This window comes from Croceibacterium selenioxidans, from assembly GCF_018599195.1.
In the GTDB taxonomy this organism is placed as follows: domain Bacteria; phylum Pseudomonadota; class Alphaproteobacteria; order Sphingomonadales; family Sphingomonadaceae; genus Croceibacterium_A; species Croceibacterium_A selenioxidans.
The window spans coordinates 1,478,938-1,496,344 of record NZ_JAHFVK010000001.1 but is presented as its reverse complement, the minus strand read 5'-3'; the positions used below and the strand labels follow the sequence as shown (position 1 = coordinate 1,496,344).

Below are 17,407 nucleotides of genomic sequence, written 5' to 3'. Positions count from 1 at the left end.
GGAGCCGCGCGAGATTGAGCGACGCGCGGCAACCTGTCAGAACTCGGGGCACGGCCCTTTCTCTTCCAATTCGAATTTGGGGTGGCACATGAAAAGACGGCAATTCCTGGTCAGCACCGGCGCAGCGGCCATCGCGGCCAGCGTTCCCTGGCCGGCCTTCGCGCAGACCCAGGGCGATGCAGCCCTGCGGGATGTCATCGACCGCACGTTCCGTGGCGACATGCTGCTCAGTCCGCAAGCGATGACCTCGCTCGGGCTCGATACCGGAGTTGACGCCGCGATGCGGTCGCGGCTCGATGAGACGGGGCCCGCTTCCGAGCGCGCCGCGGCCGATCATGCGCGCAAGATGCTCGGCGAGGTCAAGGCGATCTCTCCCGAGGGTCTGTCGGAAACCTGGCAGGTGCGGCGCGAGATTGTCGAATACTTGCTGGGCAAGCGTTTGATATCCGAGCCGTTTGGCATCCAGCACGTCGGCGCGCCCTATCGCATCAGCCAGCAGGACGGGATTTACTTCCAGATCCCCGACTTTCTCGATTCCACCCATCCCGTTGAAACCGCCGCCGACGCCGAAGCCTATCTTTCGCGGCTCGAAGCTTTTCCCCAACGCCTCGACGAGCAAAGCGAGAACCAGCGGGCCGATGCGGCGCGCGGCTATCTTGCGCCCGGCTGGTCGCTCGACTTGGCGATGGGCCAGATCGAAGCGCAACTCCGGCCCGCGCCAGGCGAGAACAACATGGTCCGCTCCTTGGTCCGCCGCACCGGGGAGAAGAACCTGTCTGGTGATTGGCAGGCCCGTGCCACCAAGCTGGTCGAAGGGGAGGTCTATCCCGCCTTGCGGCGGCAGCTCGAATTGCTGAAAGGCCTGAGGCCGAGCACGCCTGCCGGCGACGGCGTATGGCGCGTGCCGCGCGGCGACGAGATCTACGCCCAGGCCCTCGACTATTTCACTACCACGCCGCTCTCGCCCGAGGAGATTCACCGGACCGGGCTGGAGCAGGTCGCGGAAATCAGTGCCGAGCTCGACAAGCTGATGCGGGCGGACGGATTGACCAGCGGTACGGTCGGCGAGCGCCTGATCCAGCTAAGCGAGCGCCCAGACCAGCTCTTCCCCAACGACGACGCGGGGCGCGAGGCCCTAATCGCGTCGCTCAACCACGGCGTGGAGGCGATGCAGGCCAAGCTGCCGAAGGCTTTCGCCACGATCCCCAGTCAGCCGCTCGTCGTCAAACGGGTGCCGGTGGAGATTCAGGACGGTGCACCCAGCGGCTATTACAATATCGCCTCGCTCGATGGTTCGCGGCCGGCGATTTACTGGATCAACCTCAAGGACACGGCCGAATGGCCGAAGTTCACTCTTCCGGCGCTGACCTATCATGAGGGCGTGCCGGGGCATCACTTGCATCTCAGCCTGCTGCAGCAGGACGAGGACCTGCCGTTGCTGCTCAAGAACTACTGGCTGTCTGCACACGGTGAGGGTTGGGCGCTTTATGCCGAGATGCTGGCCGACGAGCTGGACGGGTATACCGGAATCGAAAAAGCCGGAGCGCTGCAGAGCTGGCTGTTCCGCGCGGCGCGGCTGGTGGTCGATACCGGCCTCAACGCCAAGCGCTGGACCCGCGAGGAGGCGACCGATTACCTCGTGGCTAACACTGGTTACGCTCGGCCAATGGCCCAACGCGAAATCGAGCGGTACTGCGCTTCGCCTGGGCAGGCCTGCAGCTACAAGATCGGCCAGAACGAATGGGTCCGCCTCCGCCGTCGCTCCGAACAGGAGCTCGGCGCGAAGTTCGACCTGCGGCAATTCCACGAGATTCTGAAGGAAGGCAGCATGCCGCTCGAATTACTCGACCAACGAGTGGCGGCCTGGGCCGCGCGGGTGAAGACGGCCTAAATCTCCCCTCCCGCAAGCGGGAGGGGGACTAACCTTCGACCATCTCCGCCAGCACTAGCCACCGTTCCTCGGCTGCGTCCTTCTCCGCCCGAAGCTTGTCGAGCTTCTCGGTCAGGCGGCCGAACTGCGCCGGGTCGCGAGTGTAGAGGTCCGGGTCGGCCAGGGCATGCTCGCCCTTGAGGATCTCGGCATCGAGTTCCTCGATCCGCGCGGGGAGCAGGTCGTAGTCGCGCTGGTCCTTGTAGGTGAGCTTGGTCTTCCTGGCAGGGGCCGACGAACTTGGTGCGGCCGTGGGCGCGGTGTCGCGCACGGGTTTCTTTGCGGCGGGCGCCGCGGGCTTCTTCCGTTTCGCCTCCCAGTCCTCGTAACCCCCGGCGACGATGTCGACCGTGCCCGAGCCGTCGAGGCCGAGCGTGACCGTCACGGTCCTGTCGAGGAAGTCGCGGTCGTGGCTGACGATGAGGACGGTGCCGTCGTAGTCGGCGATCACTTCCTGTAGCAGGTCGAGCGTTTCGAGATCGAGATCGTTGGTCGGTTCGTCGAGCACCAGGAGGTTCGACTTGCGGGCAAACTCACGCGCCAGCAGCAAGCGAGAGCGCTCCCCGCCTGACAGCGAGGCGATGGGCGCGTCCACCAGCGAAGGCTCGAACAGGAAGTCCTTGAGATAGGCCTGCACGTGCTTGCGCACCCCGCGCACGTCGAGCCAATCGCCGCCTTCGGCCAGGATATCGCGCACCTTCTTGTCGGCGGCCAGCAGGCTGCGCTGCTGGTCGATCATCACGCCGTGCAGCGTCTTGGCGATCGTCACCGAGCCCTCGTCGGGCGCGAGCTCGCCGGTCAGGAGCTTGAGCAGGGTGGTCTTGCCCGCGCCGTTCGCGCCGACCACGCCGATCCGGTCACCGCGCTGGATACGCAGGGTGAAGTTGCGGATCACGGTGCGTTCGCCGAAGCGTTTGGTCACGTTCTCGGCCACGATAACCGACTTGGTGCGTACATCGGCCTCGGACTCCAGCGCGAGCTTGGCGGTACCGGCCTTGCCGATCATGGCCGCACGCTGCGCCCGCATGCGATGGAGCGCTTCGAGCCGGCCCTGGTTGCGCTTGCGCCGCGCGGTCACGCCGCGCTCGAGCCAGTGAGCTTCGAGCTTGAGCCTCGCGTCGAGCTTCTCGGCCGCGCGGGTTTCCTCGGCGTAGACCTGCTCTTCCCAGGCCTCGTAGCCGCCGAAGCCGACTTCCTTGCGCCGGATCGAACCTCGGTCGAGCCACAAGGTCGCGCGCGTGAGGCGCTTCAGGAAAGTACGGTCGTGGCTGATGGCGATGAAAGCGCCCTTGAAGCGGTTGAGCCAGCTTTCAAGCCAGTCGATCGCCGCCAGGTCGAGGTGGTTGGTCGGCTCGTCGAGCAAGAGGAGGTCGGGATCCTGGGCCAGCGCGCGGGCAATCGATGCGCGGCGTTTCTCGCCCCCGCTGGCCGTGGCTGCCGGGCGGGTCATGTCTATCCCGAGCTGGCCGGCGATGGCTTCGACCTCGTGCTGTTTCGGGGCGTCTTCGCCCGCGAGCGCGAAGTCCATCAACGTCTCGAAGGGCGCGAAGTTCGGCTCCTGCTCCATCAGCACCACGCGGGTGCCGGGCTGGATCGAGCGCTTGCCCTTGTCGGCTTCGATGAGGTTCGCGACCAGCTTGAGCAAGGTCGTCTTGCCCGCGCCGTTGCGCCCGATCAGCGCGAGCCTGTCGCGCGGGCCGATGTGCAGGTCGAGGTCGCGAAACAGCCAGCGGCCGCCTTGCTGTAGTCCCAGGCCTTCCCAGGAGAGGATCGGTGCTTCCGCCATGGGCGCGGCGCTTAGAGCCTTTCCCGCGACTTACGCAATCACGACGTTTCTCGCCCGGTGAGAAAGGCTCGGGCCGGTCGGCACCGTCTTGGGAAGGAACCCCACGGTTAAGGTGCGCGTAATCGCCAGACGCCCAGCCAAGGCGCATTCGAACGGAGAAACCCCGATGAAACAATACGTCCTGCCTGTTCTTGCTTCCGCCGCGCTCGCTGCCCCTGCCGATGCCCAGGTGCAGGTTGCTTCCAGCGGTCCGGTGGTCGAACTGACGGTCAATGAAAGCGTGGAAATCGCGCCCGACATCGTCACCGTCAGCGCCGGCGTGACGACGCAGGCGCCCACTGCGAACGAGGCCATGCGGGCGAACGCCCAGGCGATGACGGCGGTGACGGCCAGGATCAAGCAACTGGGCGTGCCGGAGCGCGACATTCAGACGACGGGGATCAATCTCGGCCCGCAATACGATTTCGACCCCGCCACGCAGCGGCAGGTGTTCCGCGGCTTCCAGGTGTCCAACCGGGTCAGCGTGAAGCTGCGCGACGTCTCGCGCACGGGAGAAGTCCTCGATGCCCTCGTAGCCGCCGGAGCCACGGACATTGGCGGACCGGAATTCTCGGTAGATGACAATACGGGCGCTCGGGCTCAGGCCAGGCAGACGGCGATGGCGACCGCGCGGACGCTGGCGCTCGACTATGCGCGCGGGGCAGGTTTCTCCGACGTCCGCCTGTTGCAGGTCCGCGAGGGCGTCTCGCAGCAACCGCCGATGCCGATGTTCCGGATGCAGGCCCAGGCAGCGGCCGATGCCTCAACGCCCGTGCAGCCGGGCATGGTCCAGGCCGGAGTCACCGTTACGGTGACTTATGAGTTGACCCGATAGCCACACTCCAACCTGAATTGCACCGCACAGCGGCATTCACACCTTGTTCAATGCCATAGCCCTAGGCACAGAGAGGTCATGCGCAAGCTCATCGCCTCTCTTGCCGCGGCTGCACTCTGCGCCGGCGGCCTTACCGCTCCTGCGGCCGCGCAACACCGCGGGGACAGGGGGAGAGGCGATTCGTCGCGCAGCGATCAGGCGACCGCGCGGGAGGAAATGAACGCCGGCCGCAATATGTCCTCGCGGGATATCGAGCGCCGTATCGTTCCACAAATGAGGGGCAGCGACTATCTTGGTTTCGAGTACGATTCCGCGGCGAGCGCTTATCGCCTCAAATTCATCAAGGAAGGCCAGGTCACCTGGGTCGACGTCGACGCCCGTACCGGCCGCGTGCTGCGCGTATCCAAATAGGCTTCCGGCACTTGCCGGAAACGGCCACCCCGTTGACGCGTTTCGTTCAAAAGCCCACATCGTGGGCCGCGTCAAAGCAGGGGAATATGAATGCGCATCCTGATCGTCGAGGACGAACCGACGCTGGGCCAGCAGTTGAAATCAACGCTGGAACAGACCGGCTATGCGGTGGATCTATCCACCGACGGCGAGGACGGGCATTTCCTCGGCTCGACCGAACAATACGACGCCGCCATCCTCGATCTTGGCTTGCCGGAGATCGACGGGCTGACTGTGCTCGGCATGTGGCGCCGGGAAGGGCGGAACTTCCCCGTCTTGGTGCTGACAGCGCGCGATTCCTGGTCAGACAAGGTGGCCGGGCTCGATGCCGGTGCGGACGATTATCTCGCCAAACCCTTCCAGACCGAGGAGCTTATCGCCCGTCTGCGCGCGCTCATTCGCCGCGCCTCGGGCAATGCGAGTTCGGAGCTGACGGCAGGGGGCGTAAGGCTCGATACTCGTTCGGGCCGCGTCACGCTGGCCGGGGAACCGGTCAAGCTCACAGCGCAGGAATACAAGTTGCTCAGCTACCTCATGCACCACAAGGGCAAGGTAGTCAGCCGCACCGAACTGATCGAGCACATCTACGATCAGGATTTCGACCGCGATTCGAATACGATCGAGGTTTTCGTCACCCGTATTCGCAAGAAGTTGGGTGCTAATGTCATCACCACCATCCGTGGCCTCGGCTACAGCCTCGACGACCCCGACGACCCTTCGCGCGGCGAATGAAGCGCCTGGTGCGGTGAAGGCCGCGCCGGCGGACGCGCCGCCGGTGGGGCCGGACAACGGGAAGGGGCCGCCACAGCACACCGGCAGTCTTGCTCGCCGGATGATGGTGATCGCGGCCGGCTGGATTTCAATCCTGCTGCTGCTTGGGGGCGTGGCGCTCAACCAGACAATTACCGGCCTGCTGACCAACGAGTTCGACGAGCGGCTCCAATACATGCTGACGGCGATGATCGCCTCGGCGGAAGTCGGGCCGGAAGGCGAGATCTACTTCAACCGCGCGCTCGGCGATCAGCGTTTCCTTGAGCCGAACAGCGGTCTTTACTGGCAGATCAACGGCAACGGGCACGAACCCATGCCCTCGCGCTCGTTGTGGGACCGCACTCTCGAAGCGAGCGGCAAGGTCTCGCGAGACGAACCGATCTATTACGATTCCAGACAGTTTCCGGACGAAACCCTGCGCATGGTCGAGCAGACCATTCGTGTGCCTGGCAGCGACAACGACTGGCAATTCATCGTCGCCGGGGATCGCAACGAACTTGACCAGCAGATTTCAGCCATCCGCTCGATCCTGGTTTGGAGCTTCGCGGTGCTCGGGATCGGCTTGTTCATCATGGCCGGGCTGCAGACCTGGTATGGCCTCGGACCCTTACGCCGCATTCGACGGGCGATAGCGCATATCCGGACCGCCAGGGCCAATCGCGTCACCGACGCTTTGCCGCTTGAGGTTCAACCGATGGTCGACGAATTGAACGCCTTGCTGGCTCACTCGGAGCGCCAGGCCGAGGAGGCCCGGACCCACGCCGGGAACCTGGCCCACGCGCTCAAGACCCCCCTGACGGTGTTGACCAACGCCGCCTCGGCTCATTCCCCGGACCTGGATGCGACAGTCCTGCGAGAAGCGGCGACCATGCGCAGGCAAGTCGATCACCATCTGGCGCGAGCTCGCGCGGTCGGCCGCCGGGCGACGGGACATTCGCGCACCAACGTCCTGCAATCAGTCGAGGGCGTGGAGCGCGCCGTGGCGCGGCTCTATCCCAAAGTGCGATTCGATACCGATGGGTCGCAAACCGCGGCGGTGGCGATGGAGCGTCAGGACCTTGACGAGGTACTCGGCAACCTCATCGAGAACGCCGCCAAATACGGTGGTGGAAGCGTATTTGTGACGGTGGACGCAGTGCCGAACGCCCGGTTGTGCGACATCTGGATCGAAGATGATGGCAACGGCATTTCGGAGACCGATCGAGCCAAGTTATTTTCACGTGGGGCTCGCCTTGACACCGAGAAGCCCGGTACCGGGCTTGGCCTCGCCATCGTGCGCGACGTGGTCGAGATCTATGGCGGCGAAGTCGAATTGGGCGAGAGCGAGGATCTGGGCGGCCTGATGGTCATGCTCAGGCTCCCGAGGGCGGGATGACCATTCCGGGCGTTGCCCCACCTGTTTCGAGTCGGTAGGATGTGTCTGTAGCTGGATGAAATTCAGCGAGAAACTTGAGCAACGACCGGCGGCAGGTGGGGCGTGTCCCTGACCTACCGGATCAGGACTCAAGGGGTAGGGGAGATAAGTTGATGCGGTATTTGGTGGCGGGTGTGGCAATCGTTGCCTTGGCTTCGGTTGGGGCCCAGGCGCAGAATTCGGCCTGGGGTTTCTTCGAGGGGGCGGACGGTTCGTTCGGTGCCGGTGTGCAGGGCGCGGACGGTTCTCAATTGATGCTGAAGTGCGACAAGCCCGGCAAGGGCACCGTCTACGCGGCGATCATTTCCAAAGAAAAGCTGGTCCCGCCCAACAACACCAAGTTCGAGATGCGCCCCATCCAGCTTCGCTTTGATACCGGAGCCACGGTCGAAGAGCGCTATCGCTTCTATGAACAGATGGCGACTGCCGTGAACCAGACGACGGAGAAGACGCTGCAACGCCTTCTCTCGGGGCTTTCCGGGGCACAAACGCTTAGCGTGCGAATGAACCCGGAACGCCGCCGTTGGGTGGAAACGTCATTCACCGTAACCGGCGGGAAGGACGCCATCGCGCAAGTCTTTCAAAAGTGTCAGGACGACATCCCGACCGCATAGTCGGAGATTGCAGAAGCGGCGGCCGAAGCGGCCGCCGCCCAGGGACCGATCACTTCTCTGCCGCGCGCCGGTGGTGGCGGATGACCTCGTCGATCACGAAGCGAATGAACTTTTCGCTGAATTCAGGATCGAGATCGGCGTCAACGGCGAGGGCCCGCAATCGCTCGATCTGGCGAGCTTCACGCGTCGGATCGCTTGCCGGAAGCCCCGACTCCGCCTTGTATTCGCCAACAGCCTGGGTGATGCGAAACCGCTCCGCCAGCATGTGGATCAGGGCGGCATCGATGTTGTCGATCGACTTGCGGTATCCCGCAAGGACCGCATCCGGTTTTGGAGTTTGCGCTTGGCTGGCCATAGGTTTGCAGGGTTAGCAGGGATTCCGCGCTTGCCAAGCGGGCGCCGGGTCGCCATCTGCGCCGCATGAGCGCAGAGGTCGTCCCCTTACCCGTCAAGGAGCCGTCGCTCACTCCCATCTTGTCGCTGACGGCGACGGCGATGAACTCCGTCAATGCCATCATCCTCGACCGCATGCAGAGTGAGATTCCGCTGATTCCCGCGCTTGCCGGTCATCTGATCGCGGGCGGCGGCAAGCGCATGCGGCCGATGCTTACGCTCGCAGGGGCCGATCTGGTGGGTTATCAGGGCGCGCGACACCATAAGCTCGCCGCTGCGGTTGAGTTCATCCACACCGCGACTCTTTTGCATGACGACGTTGTCGACGGATCGGAAACCCGCCGCGGCAAGGAAACGGCGAATATCGTGTTCGGCAATCCGGCCACGGTCCTCGTCGGCGACTTCCTTTTCGCGCGCGCGTTCGAGCTTATGGTCGAAGACGGCAGCCTCAAGGTGCTCAAGATCCTGTCCTCGGCGAGTGCGATCATTGCGCAGGGTGAAGTCGATCAGTTGACGGCACAGCGCAGGATAGAGACCAGCGAAGAGCGCTATCTTCACATCATCGGCGCCAAGACCGCGGCGCTGTTCGCCGCTGCCAGTCGTATTTCGGCGGTTGTCGCCGAATGCAGCGAGGCTGAAGAACGGGCTCTAGACGATTACGGCCGCAACCTGGGCATTGCCTTCCAGCTTGTCGACGACGCGATCGACTATGACAGTTCGGCTGCTGAAATGGGCAAGGACCGGGGTGACGATTTCCGTGAAGGCAAGATGACCTTGCCGGTCATTCTCGCTTATGCGCGCGGCGACGACCAAGAGCGGCGCTTTTGGCAGGAAGCCATTGCGGGCTTCCGTACCGAGGATGAAGATCTCGCGCATGCCGTGGACCTGATCCGTCGCCACGATTGTGTCACGGCGACACGCGAACGCGCACGCCATTTCGCACAGCGCGCTTGCGACGCCCTGTCGATCTTTCCGGACGGCAGCGCGCGCCGGGCGATGGTCGAAGCGGCCCAGTTCGCGGTCAGCCGGGGATATTGATCCCGTGGCGATGATGAAGGCGGCCGCCAATCCGGACGCCTTCATCGCTGAGCTGATTGGCTGGCAGGCCGCGCTCGTGACGGCGTTGAGAGCGGCCGTGAACTCGGCCGCGAAGTTCGATGAGATCATCAAGTGGGGCAACCTGGTGTTTGTCCACAATGGGCCGTGCATTCTCATTCATGTCGAGGAAGAGCGGGTCGTGTTCGGATTCTGGCGCGGCAAGCGCCTCACCGGGATCGAACCGCGAATCAGGCCAAGCGGGAAATATGAACTGGGGAACATCGTCTTCCGGCAGGGCGAGGCGATGGACAGCGCGATTGTCCGGCAACTGGCCAACGAGGCCGCGCGGTTGAACCGCGAGGTGGGCGATCCGACGATACTCGGCACAGACTGACCTCCAACCCACTGGGCCCGCTTTCGCGGGAAAGGCTAAGACGGTAGGGGCTTTGACGTGAGCCTGGACCTCCCCATACACGCCGTCCTGCCCGACCTTCTGGGTGCGTTGCGCTCGCGCAGCTCCGCCGTCCTTGTTGCGCCCCCCGGCGCCGGCAAGACCACCGCTGTCGCTCCGGCGCTGATCGACCAGCACTGGTGCACCGGCCAGGTCATCCTGCTCAGCCCGCGCCGCGTCGCCGCGCGTGCGGCAGCGGAGCGAATGGCCGAGATGCTGGGGGAGCCGGTTGGCCAGCGTGTCGGCTACCTCACACGGCTCGATAGCAAGCAATCATCGGCCACGCGCATTCTCGTCGTGACCGAGGCAATCTTCGTCTCCCGCATCCTCGGCGACCAGGAATTGGAGGGCGTCTCCGCGGTCCTGTTCGACGAAGCTCACGAACGTCATCTGGACAGCGACCTGGGTCTGGCGTTGGCGATCGAAAGCCAGTCCGTCTTGCGCGAAGACCTGCGTATCCTGGTCATGTCCGCTACAATCGACGGAGCCCGCTTTGCCCGCCTGCTCGGTGACGGCGCCCCGGTGATCGAGAGCGAGGGGCGGGCCTATCCTTTGACGATCAAATGGCTCGGCAGCCGGCCGGAGCTGCGCACCGACGAAGCGATGGCGAGCGCCATCCTCTCGGCCTGGCGCGAGGAGGAAGGCGATCTTCTCGCGTTCCTCCCCGGGGTCGGCGAAATCGAGCGTACCCGTGAGCGCCTGGCTGAGCGTCTGCCGCAAGTGCCGATCTTGCCTCTGCACGGCCAGGTCGAACCTACGGCGCAACGTGCCGCGATCCGCCGTGATGGGGAGGGCCGCCGCCGGATCGTGCTCGCCACCAGCATTGCCGAAACCTCGATCACCCTTGAAGGCGTCTCGGTGGTGGTCGACAGCGGGCTCTCGCGGCGGGCTGAATTCGACATTGCCGCCGGGGTCACGCACCTCGTGACCCGGCGATCGAGCCAGGCGGCGGCTGCGCAAAGGGCTGGCCGTGCGGCCAGGCAAGGGCCCGGCGTTGCCTATCGGCTGTGGGAAGAGGCCGCGCATGCGGGCAGGGAGGCTTTCGATCCCCCCGAGATAGTGGCCGCCGATCTCGCGCCCCTGTTATTGGCGTTGGCGCAATGGGGCGTGGGCGACCCGGCGACTCTGGCCTGGCTAGACCCGCCGCCGCCCGCTGCATCAAGCGCGGCTCGCGAGCGGTTGGCCAAGCTGGACGCGCTAGACGCCCAAGGGAAGATCACCGAACGCGGCCGCCGTATCGCGGCGCTGCCGATGGAGCCGTGGCAGGCTGCCATGCTCTTGTTCGGCGCCGAGCATGGGGCGGGCCTGGAGGCGGCCAAGCTTGCGCTGCTGCTGCAGGAGCGAGGGCTTGGCGGGAAGGGCGAGGACTTGGCACAGCGCCTCAGCCGGTGGGATGGCGACCGGTCGCCGCGCGCCAAGGCTTCAGTCAAGCTGGCAGAGGGGTGGGCGGCAAAGGCGCGTGGCCTTCGCAAGTCTCACGCGGAAGGAATTCCGCCACCGCTTGGCATCCTCCTCGCTTTCGCACTACCCGACAACCTCGCACGACGTCGTGACGTCACTGGCGAAAGCTGGCTCTCAGCCGGAGGGCGCGGCTACTCGCTCGATCCGGGCTCCCCACTCGCGTCGGCCGAGTGGCTGGCCATCGGCGATGCGCAGGGCAGGGCGCAGGCGGCGCGGATCACGGCCGCCTTGCCGCTGACGACTACGGATGTCGAGCAATGGCTGGGAGATAAGATCGAGCGCCGATCGGTGTTGCGCTGGACGGGTGAGCGGGTCGAGGCGCGGCTTGAGCGCAGGCTCGGCACGGTCACCCTGGTGAGCGGCCCCGATCCGAAGCCCGACGCTTCTGCCGTGACCGCGCTGCTTGTGGAAAAGGCGGTGCAAAACCTTGAGGACATCCTGCCGATAGACCTCCGCGCCCGTGCTGCTTTTGTCGGCGTCGAGGCGCTCGATCCCGCGCGACTTGCCGAAACCGCGGAGGAGTGGCTCGTTCCCTTGCTGCAAGGTCGGAGGGACCTGGACATTCCGAAGGGCAAGCTGACCGACGCCCTGTTGGCCTTGCTCGACTGGGACGCGCGCCAGCGGCTCGATAAGCTGGCCCCGCGCGAGTTTGAGACACCCGCCGGCACAACCCATCCGATCGACTACTCAGGCCCAGACGCCCCTTGCGTCGAGGTGCGGGTGCAAGCGCTGTTCGGCCTCGAGCGGCATCCGATGATCGGCGACACTCCGCTGTTGCTCAAGCTCACCAGCCCTGCGGGACGTCCCCTCCAGGCAACCCGCGACCTCCCGGGATTCTGGCGCGGCAGCTGGGCCGACGTGCGCAAGGAAATGAAGGGTCGCTACCCCAAGCATCGCTGGCCGGAGGAGCCGTGGGCCGAAGCCCCTAGCCTCAAGACGAAAAACGCCTTTCTGCGCTCTTGATTTCCCCGCCGTTCCGAAGGAAAGGCGTGATCCATGCACGCTCGTATCTACCAGCGCCCGAAGAACGCCATGCAATCGGGCAAGGCGCTCACCAGTCAGTGGATTCTCGACTTCGTTCCGGCGGAGGCGAAGAAGCCCGACCCCCTGATGGGCTGGGCCGGCAGCGGCGACACACGCCAACAGCTTTCGCTGCGCTTTCCGAACAAGGAAGCCGCGATCGCCTATGCCGAGAAGTACGGCATCGACGCCAAGCTCCACGAAACACCTCCCAGGCGCCTCAAGCTGCAGGCTTACGCGGACAACTTCCGCTAAACCTCTGCGCGCAAGCTCGCTCTAGCAGCTTGCAATCTACCAGAGTGCCCGCCATATGCCCGCCCGGGAGTCGGGTGGACGTTCGCGTCCGCCAACCTGGTCAGGTCCGGAAGGAAGCAGCCACAACGGATGGCAGCGGGTCGCCCGGCTCCTATTTCTTGAAATGTTAGTCGAATGACACGCCCAACCGGGCGGCCTCCGCAGTCATCGCGGCTTGCGACGCTTCGGTCTGTTTCAGTGTCAACGCATCGACGCGGGCGAACCAGTCCTGCAACTGCACCAAGGTGCGGCAGAGTGCGGCGGCATCGCCCGCCTCCTCGGCCTGAGCGACGGGACCTAACAGTTCGAGCATTTCCTGGATCATGCCGAACTGGGCAAATGGATCGCCGCCCGGCGTCGCGCTCCCGATTGATGCAAAGCCCAGATCGATCAGCGCTTCGGTTGAGATCTTCCCAGACTGCTCCAGCTTCCAGGTCATCCAACTCGTAAGCCGGTCGCGATAAGTGGTCCGCGCAACCATGGAGGCCATGAAGCCATCCGTTGATTCGGTCGCGAAGACCCTGGCGATTTCCGCAGCGACGTCGGGCTTTCCGCAATCGGCCTCGCTGAGCAGGGCCGGTATCGGGACTTCGGGCGCCTTGGGGCGTGGCGTACCGGGCGGCAAGTCGCCGAACGCTTCGCGTGCATGAACCTCTGCCAGGTCCCCGCGACCACAGGCGAGCGTCATGCCCAGTGGCGAATTGCTGAGGCCAAGCACCAGCTGGATCGGTCCCTGTTCCGTATCGATGGAGCGCAGCCACGTCTGATCGCCCGCGAGTGTCAGCATGTAGAGCGGGGGGTCGAAGTCCTCTGGCTGCAATTCCCAACCCTTTGGCGCGAGCACGTCGCCAAGCCCACGCGCGAACTCGGAGAACGCGTCCTCAGTCTCCTTGGCAGAGGTGGTGTATTCCATGCCGAACAAGCGATCGGACCACTCGGTCGACCACGGTTTCGCATGATCAAACGGCGCGGCCGATGCGGGAAGGGGAAAGCCCTTGGACAGCGTCCGCAGCAGGCGGTCGCCTCCAGGAACACCAGTCTCTCCGAAGGTGTATTGCAGAGCCCCGACCGACGAACACATCTGTTCAATGACTGCCGCGTCGGGCAGCGGGATCGTTTCCTGGGCCCGTGCGGGCTGCGCGATCAACGCCGGCGCGACAAGCAGGCACAATCCTCGCAAGCGCATGCGCCGTTCCCCCCTAGTGATTGAAGTGGGAGATAAATTGCCCCGGCCCCTTCGACAAGCCAGGCCTTCGGTCCTAGATTGGGTCCATGTCCGATCGACCTGAGGTGCCTGACGAGGAAGAATTCCTCGAGACCCCGCCGAGCGCAGCCGAGCTTGAGGCCGCCGGTCAGTCTTCGATGTTCGGCGCTCCTCCAGAGCCGCCGGCCGCGTCTCCGCCGACGCCCGAGAAGACTGCCACAGCTCCAGCTGCTGCACCCGAGCCAGCGCAGCCATACCGCGTCCTCGCACGCAAGTACCGTCCGCAGACTTTTTCCGAGCTCATCGGCCAGGAACCGATGGTCCGCACACTCGCCAATGCAATAGAGCGTGACCGGCTGGCCCATGCCTTCCTGATGACGGGCGTGCGCGGGGTCGGGAAGACTTCGACTGCGCGCCTGATTGCCAAGGCGCTCAACTGCGTCGGTCCCGATGGGCAAGGGGGCCCGACAATCGACCCCTGCGGCCAATGCGAGCCCTGCGTCGCCATCGCCGAGGGGCGTCATATCGACGTGATCGAGATGGACGCTGCCAGCCACACGGGCGTCGACGACGTGCGCGAGATCATCGAAGCGGTGCGTTACGCGGCGGTTAGCGCGCGCTACAAGATCTACATCGTGGACGAAGTTCACATGCTGTCCCGCAATGCTTTCAATGCCTTGCTCAAGACACTTGAGGAACCTCCAGCGCATGTGAAGTTCCTGTTCGCGACCACCGAGGTCGACAAGCTGCCGGTGACGGTGCTCAGCCGCACTCAGCGGTTCGACCTGCGGCGGATTCCCACTCCCATGCTTCAACAGCACTTCGCCAGCATCTGCCGCCAGGAAGGTGTCGAGGCTGAAGAAGAGGCGCTGCACATGATCGCGTCGGCCGCGGAAGGCTCGGTGCGCGACGGGCTGTCTATCCTCGACCAGGCCATCGCCCATGCCGACCTCGACACCGACGGCAAGGTCACCGCCGACCGCGTGCGCGACATGCTTGGCCTGGCGGACAAATCCGCTCGTCGGCGGTTGTTCGGCGCGATCCTGGAAGGTGATCCGCAGGCCATGCTCGCTGAGGTCGAGCGGCAATATTCGCTCGGCGTCGAGCCGCTGGCCTTGCTCCGCACACTCATGGACGTGGTTCACCGGGTCGCTGTGACCCAGGTCGGAGGCGCAGGGGCCGACGCGCCGACGCAAGAGGAACGGCAGGCGATCGAGGAATGGGCCGGCCGTCTATCGGCCGGCCAGGTTCATCGCCTGTGGCAGCTCCTGCTCAAGGGGCACGACGAAGTGCGTGGCGCACCGGACCCGCTGGTTTCGGCCCAGATGGCACTTCTTCGCGTGCTCCACGCCGCCGACATGCCCGATCCGGGCACTCTTGCGAAACAACTTGGCGAGCTGGTCGCGAGCGGTGTGGGGACTGGTGGGAATGGGGGTTCGGCTCCGGCGACCGCCCCCGTTGCGAAAGTCGACTGGGCCGAATTGTGCGAGACAGTCGATCGCGCGGGCATGCTTCGTGTCGCCGGCGTAATGCGCGACTGGATCCGGGTGATTGACCTCGCACCGGGACAATTGACCTTCGCCCCTGCGCCGGGTTTCTCGGACGATCCGAGCCCCGAACTGCGCGATGCCCTGCTCAAGGCCACAGGCCAGCGCTGGCTGGTGGAACGCGGATCGGGTGAGGGCACACCGACCTTGCGCGAACAGGCGGAAGCGGCAAAGGCGGCGGAAGCCGAACGCATCCGGAAGACCCCGCTCGTCGAAGCGGCGTTTGCGGCCTTTCCCGATGCCGAGATCGTCGACGAGGCCGAGATTTCCGGCCACCGCGGCGAGAAGAATTGGAGCAGAGCATCATGAAGTCGATGGAAGAGATGATGAAGGCCGCCCAAGCCGCGGCCGAGACAATTCAGAAGCAGATGGGCGAGGCGCAGGCCAAGCTTGATTCGCTTGAAGTCGAAGGCGTCTCTGGCGGCGGCCTGGTAAAGATTCGCTGCACAGCCAAGGGTCGCCTGCTAGGCGTGTCGATCGACGACAGCCTGATCGTGCCCGAAGACAAGCAGATGCTGGAGGACCTCGTCGCAGCCGCCTTCAATGATGCCCGCACCAAGGCCGACCAGGCCGCCAATGCAGAGATGCAGCGGGTTCAACAGGGCATGGGCCTGCCGCCGGGATTCAATTTGCCTGGGCTTGGGTAGCCTCAACCCGGGGGGGCCGAACTTGGCTCGGCAGATCGCGCGTGCAAGTGCGGGCCTTCTCGTGCTCACGCTCGCGAGTGTCGCTAACGCCGAGGTGGAGGTCGAGACGCTCGACCCTTCATCCAGATGGATCATGGATTACGCCGACGACAGTTGCGCTCTGCGGCGTTCCTTTGGCGATCCGACACGGTCCATGTGGCTCGAGCTTCGCCAGTTTGCTCCGGGTGACGAATTCCTGGTCACGCTCGGCAGCAGCCTGCTGACGAGCCAGAAGCGCGTCCCGAAATCGCGCTTCGGGCCGAATGGACCGTTGCGGGTACAGCACCTCGCCGCATACGGGGATTACGGATCGGATAGGCGAGCGCTGTCTTTCCCGGACAGTCTGCGCGAGCTGTTGGCCGGCGACACACGAGAACCGCTTCCCGACTGGAGTAGCGAGGACCGCGCGGCTCGCGAAGGCGCGGTGACCGATCTCTATGTCGAAGATGGCTCGGATCATGGATTCTTGCTCAAGACCGGAGAGCTAACCAAACCGATGGAGGCCATGCGCGCGTGCCTTGCGGACCTCCTGTCGTCGTGGGGTATCGATCCTCACGTCGATGCTTCTCTTTCGCAGCGCGCGCTCCCCAAGGACATGATGGGGTGGTCGCGCCCGATTCAAAGTCGGTTTCCCGCTGGGCTCCTGGCTGTAGGTCGTAACTCGCGAGTCACGTTTCGTCTGATCATCGACACGGAGGGAAAACCGGAGTCTTGCCGTGTCATGAGGCCGGTTGTGGACGAACGTTATGAAGGCGATATTTGCGGAATCCTCATGGCGCGGGCTCAATACGAGCCCGTCAAGGACGCGAGCGGAAGGCCGGTTCGTAGCTACCACCTTCTGACGGTAGCCTATCAGGTGCTCGGCTGAATCTGGATGCCTGCGTTGAGGCCCAAGACCAGCGCCTGAAGGCCGCGTTCAAAGCTCCGGTCGATATCGATGATGTCTTCAAGGAAGGCGTGCATCGGTCCGTTCGCCTCGAAGCTTGCCCAGCCAAGCGCCAGCGAGGTTACCGAGCCGATAGCTTCGAGGGCCGCTTCCGATTCCATTCCCCGCGTCGTGAGGGGCAGGGCGATAGACGACGCGGCGTCTTTCGAGCTTGGCTCCAGCGGCACGGCATTGACGCAGAGCCGCGCCGCATCGCGTTGCGTGGCGAGGCGATGGTGGAGCGCTCGGCCATAGGCGAGCAGCCAGTCGCTGGCCATCCCGCCAGACGTGACGGCGCTGCGGGCCTCGTCGTAGATGGCGCGGGTCATCAGGCTGGTCAGCTCGGCCTTGTCTGAGAAGTGCCAGTACAGCGCCGGGGCCTGCACATCGAGCCGTTCGGCCAAGGCGCGCATGCTCAGCCCGGCGAGACCGCGCTGGTCCAGCAAGACGAAAGCTTCCCGAAGCACCTCGTCTCGATTGAGCGTCTTTTCCTTGCGTCGCGCCATGGGCGCATCTTGACAATTTAACACTGTTAAAGTCAACTCGCTT

At 64.6% G+C, this 17,407-nt stretch carries 17 protein-coding genes and 1 other RNA gene; 14 read left to right on the top strand and 4 right to left on the bottom strand.

Annotated features, from left to right (window positions below; translation table 11 throughout):
• Window positions 1-88: 88 nt before the first annotated feature.
• Window positions 89-1,891, top strand: a complete 1,803-nt coding sequence (locus tag KK137_RS07285; RefSeq protein ID WP_214535480.1) for a DUF885 domain-containing protein — start codon at window positions 89-91, stop codon at window positions 1,889-1,891.
• Window positions 1,892-1,919: 28 nt separating this feature from the next.
• On the opposite strand, the gene KK137_RS07280 is transcribed toward KK137_RS07285, so the two are convergent.
• Window positions 1,920-3,716, bottom strand: coding sequence for an ABC-F family ATP-binding cassette domain-containing protein (locus KK137_RS07280; protein WP_214535479.1), 1,797 nt, complete (start codon window positions 3,714-3,716; stop codon window positions 1,920-1,922).
• A gap of 166 nt (window positions 3,717-3,882) precedes the next feature.
• Here KK137_RS07280 and KK137_RS07275 point away from each other — a divergent pair, with 166 nt between their 5' ends.
• The 5 genes from KK137_RS07275 to KK137_RS07255 all read left to right on the top strand — a co-directional run bounded on the left by KK137_RS07275 (window position 3,883) and on the right by KK137_RS07255 (window position 7,839).
• Window positions 3,883-4,590 carry an SIMPL domain-containing protein gene (locus KK137_RS07275; RefSeq protein ID WP_214535478.1) on the top strand — a complete coding sequence of 236 codons (708 nt, stop codon included), beginning with the start codon at window positions 3,883-3,885 and terminating at the stop codon, window positions 4,588-4,590.
• Window positions 4,591-4,668: 78 nt separating this feature from the next.
• Complete coding sequence (locus KK137_RS07270; RefSeq protein WP_214535477.1) at window positions 4,669-5,001, top strand: PepSY domain-containing protein; 333 nt, start codon at window positions 4,669-4,671, stop codon at window positions 4,999-5,001.
• Window positions 5,002-5,091: 90 nt separating this feature from the next.
• The gene (locus KK137_RS07265) at window positions 5,092-5,772 is read left to right on the top strand and encodes a response regulator transcription factor (protein ID WP_055920224.1); all 681 of its coding nucleotides are present in this window, start codon (window positions 5,092-5,094) and stop codon (window positions 5,770-5,772) included.
• Window positions 5,702-7,186 (top strand): sensor histidine kinase, encoded by a 1,485-nt coding sequence (locus tag KK137_RS07260; RefSeq protein ID WP_214535476.1) that lies wholly within the window; start codon window positions 5,702-5,704, stop codon window positions 7,184-7,186. Before KK137_RS07265 ends, KK137_RS07260 begins: the two co-directional genes overlap by 71 nt.
• A gap of 152 nt (window positions 7,187-7,338) precedes the next feature.
• Window positions 7,339-7,839 (top strand): hypothetical protein, encoded by a 501-nt coding sequence (locus KK137_RS07255; RefSeq protein ID WP_214535475.1) that lies wholly within the window; start codon window positions 7,339-7,341, stop codon window positions 7,837-7,839.
• A 49-nt stretch (window positions 7,840-7,888) separates the two neighbouring features.
• Here the strand turns inward: KK137_RS07255 and KK137_RS07250 are convergent, their stop codons facing one another.
• On the bottom strand, window positions 7,889-8,194 hold the full coding sequence (locus KK137_RS07250) for a chorismate mutase (protein ID WP_214535474.1): 306 nt from the start codon (window positions 8,192-8,194) through the stop codon (window positions 7,889-7,891).
• A gap of 65 nt (window positions 8,195-8,259) precedes the next feature.
• On the opposite strand from KK137_RS07250, the gene KK137_RS07245 reads away from it, so the two are divergent.
• From KK137_RS07245 to ffs, 5 genes are all read left to right on the top strand, one after another.
• Window positions 8,260-9,270 carry a polyprenyl synthetase family protein gene (locus tag KK137_RS07245; RefSeq protein WP_214535473.1) on the top strand — a complete coding sequence of 337 codons (1,011 nt, stop codon included), beginning with the start codon at window positions 8,260-8,262 and terminating at the stop codon, window positions 9,268-9,270.
• Window positions 9,271-9,280: 10 nt separating this feature from the next.
• The gene (locus KK137_RS07240) at window positions 9,281-9,664 is read left to right on the top strand and encodes a DUF1801 domain-containing protein (protein ID WP_214536057.1); all 384 of its coding nucleotides are present in this window, start codon (window positions 9,281-9,283) and stop codon (window positions 9,662-9,664) included.
• A 57-nt stretch (window positions 9,665-9,721) separates the two neighbouring features.
• Entirely contained in the window at window positions 9,722-12,145 is a 2,424-nt protein-coding gene (gene hrpB, locus KK137_RS07235; protein WP_214535472.1) for an ATP-dependent helicase HrpB, read from the top strand.
• A gap of 33 nt (window positions 12,146-12,178) precedes the next feature.
• Complete coding sequence (locus KK137_RS07230) at window positions 12,179-12,457, top strand: ETC complex I subunit (protein ID WP_214535471.1); 279 nt, start codon at window positions 12,179-12,181, stop codon at window positions 12,455-12,457.
• A 63-nt stretch (window positions 12,458-12,520) separates the two neighbouring features.
• Window positions 12,521-12,615, top strand: an RNA gene (ffs, locus tag KK137_RS07225) — signal recognition particle sRNA small type.
• An 8-nt stretch (window positions 12,616-12,623) separates the two neighbouring features.
• Here ffs and KK137_RS07220 read toward each other — a convergent pair.
• Window positions 12,624-13,682 (bottom strand): hypothetical protein, encoded by a 1,059-nt coding sequence (locus KK137_RS07220; RefSeq protein ID WP_214535470.1) that lies wholly within the window; start codon window positions 13,680-13,682, stop codon window positions 12,624-12,626.
• A gap of 86 nt (window positions 13,683-13,768) precedes the next feature.
• Between KK137_RS07220 and KK137_RS07215 the strand changes: the two genes are divergently transcribed.
• Genes KK137_RS07215 through KK137_RS07205 form a run of 3 tightly spaced genes read left to right on the top strand, consistent with a single transcriptional unit; the run spans window position 13,769 to window position 16,801 of the window.
• A complete protein-coding gene (locus tag KK137_RS07215) occupies window positions 13,769-15,556 on the top strand; it encodes a DNA polymerase III subunit gamma/tau (protein WP_214535469.1) in 1,788 nt (595 codons plus the stop codon).
• Window positions 15,553-15,894 carry a YbaB/EbfC family nucleoid-associated protein gene (locus KK137_RS07210; RefSeq protein WP_214535468.1) on the top strand — a complete coding sequence of 114 codons (342 nt, stop codon included), beginning with the start codon at window positions 15,553-15,555 and terminating at the stop codon, window positions 15,892-15,894. Before KK137_RS07215 ends, KK137_RS07210 begins: the two co-directional genes overlap by 4 nt.
• Before the next feature lie 22 nt (window positions 15,895-15,916).
• Window positions 15,917-16,801 carry a hypothetical protein gene (locus KK137_RS07205; protein ID WP_214535467.1) on the top strand — a complete coding sequence of 295 codons (885 nt, stop codon included), beginning with the start codon at window positions 15,917-15,919 and terminating at the stop codon, window positions 16,799-16,801.
• On the opposite strand, the gene KK137_RS07200 is transcribed toward KK137_RS07205, so the two are convergent.
• Window positions 16,786-17,364, bottom strand: a complete 579-nt coding sequence (locus KK137_RS07200) for a TetR family transcriptional regulator (protein ID WP_214535466.1) — start codon at window positions 17,362-17,364, stop codon at window positions 16,786-16,788. The genes KK137_RS07205 and KK137_RS07200 overlap by 16 nt on opposite strands.
• Window positions 17,365-17,407 lie beyond the last annotated feature (43 nt).

Coding starts and splice junctions, on each gene's coding strand:
- KK137_RS07285 (WP_214535480.1), top strand. CDS start 89: ATGAAAAGACGGCAATTCCTGGTCAGCACCGGCGCAGCGGCCATCGCG.
- KK137_RS07280 (WP_214535479.1), bottom strand. CDS start 3,716: ATGGCGGAAGCACCGATCCTCTCCTGGGAAGGCCTGGGACTACAGCAA.
- KK137_RS07275 (WP_214535478.1), top strand. CDS start 3,883: ATGAAACAATACGTCCTGCCTGTTCTTGCTTCCGCCGCGCTCGCTGCC.
- KK137_RS07270 (WP_214535477.1), top strand. CDS start 4,669: ATGCGCAAGCTCATCGCCTCTCTTGCCGCGGCTGCACTCTGCGCCGGC.
- KK137_RS07265 (WP_055920224.1), top strand. CDS start 5,092: ATGCGCATCCTGATCGTCGAGGACGAACCGACGCTGGGCCAGCAGTTG.
- KK137_RS07260 (WP_214535476.1), top strand. CDS start 5,702: ATGTCATCACCACCATCCGTGGCCTCGGCTACAGCCTCGACGACCCCG.
- KK137_RS07255 (WP_214535475.1), top strand. CDS start 7,339: ATGCGGTATTTGGTGGCGGGTGTGGCAATCGTTGCCTTGGCTTCGGTT.
- KK137_RS07250 (WP_214535474.1), bottom strand. CDS start 8,194: ATGGCCAGCCAAGCGCAAACTCCAAAACCGGATGCGGTCCTTGCGGGA.
- KK137_RS07245 (WP_214535473.1), top strand. CDS start 8,260: ATGAGCGCAGAGGTCGTCCCCTTACCCGTCAAGGAGCCGTCGCTCACT.
- KK137_RS07240 (WP_214536057.1), top strand. CDS start 9,281: ATGATGAAGGCGGCCGCCAATCCGGACGCCTTCATCGCTGAGCTGATT.
- KK137_RS07230 (WP_214535471.1), top strand. CDS start 12,179: ATGCACGCTCGTATCTACCAGCGCCCGAAGAACGCCATGCAATCGGGC.
- KK137_RS07220 (WP_214535470.1), bottom strand. CDS start 13,682: ATGCGCTTGCGAGGATTGTGCCTGCTTGTCGCGCCGGCGTTGATCGCG.
- KK137_RS07215 (WP_214535469.1), top strand. CDS start 13,769: ATGTCCGATCGACCTGAGGTGCCTGACGAGGAAGAATTCCTCGAGACC.
- KK137_RS07210 (WP_214535468.1), top strand. CDS start 15,553: ATGAAGTCGATGGAAGAGATGATGAAGGCCGCCCAAGCCGCGGCCGAG.
- KK137_RS07200 (WP_214535466.1), bottom strand. CDS start 17,364: ATGGCGCGACGCAAGGAAAAGACGCTCAATCGAGACGAGGTGCTTCGG.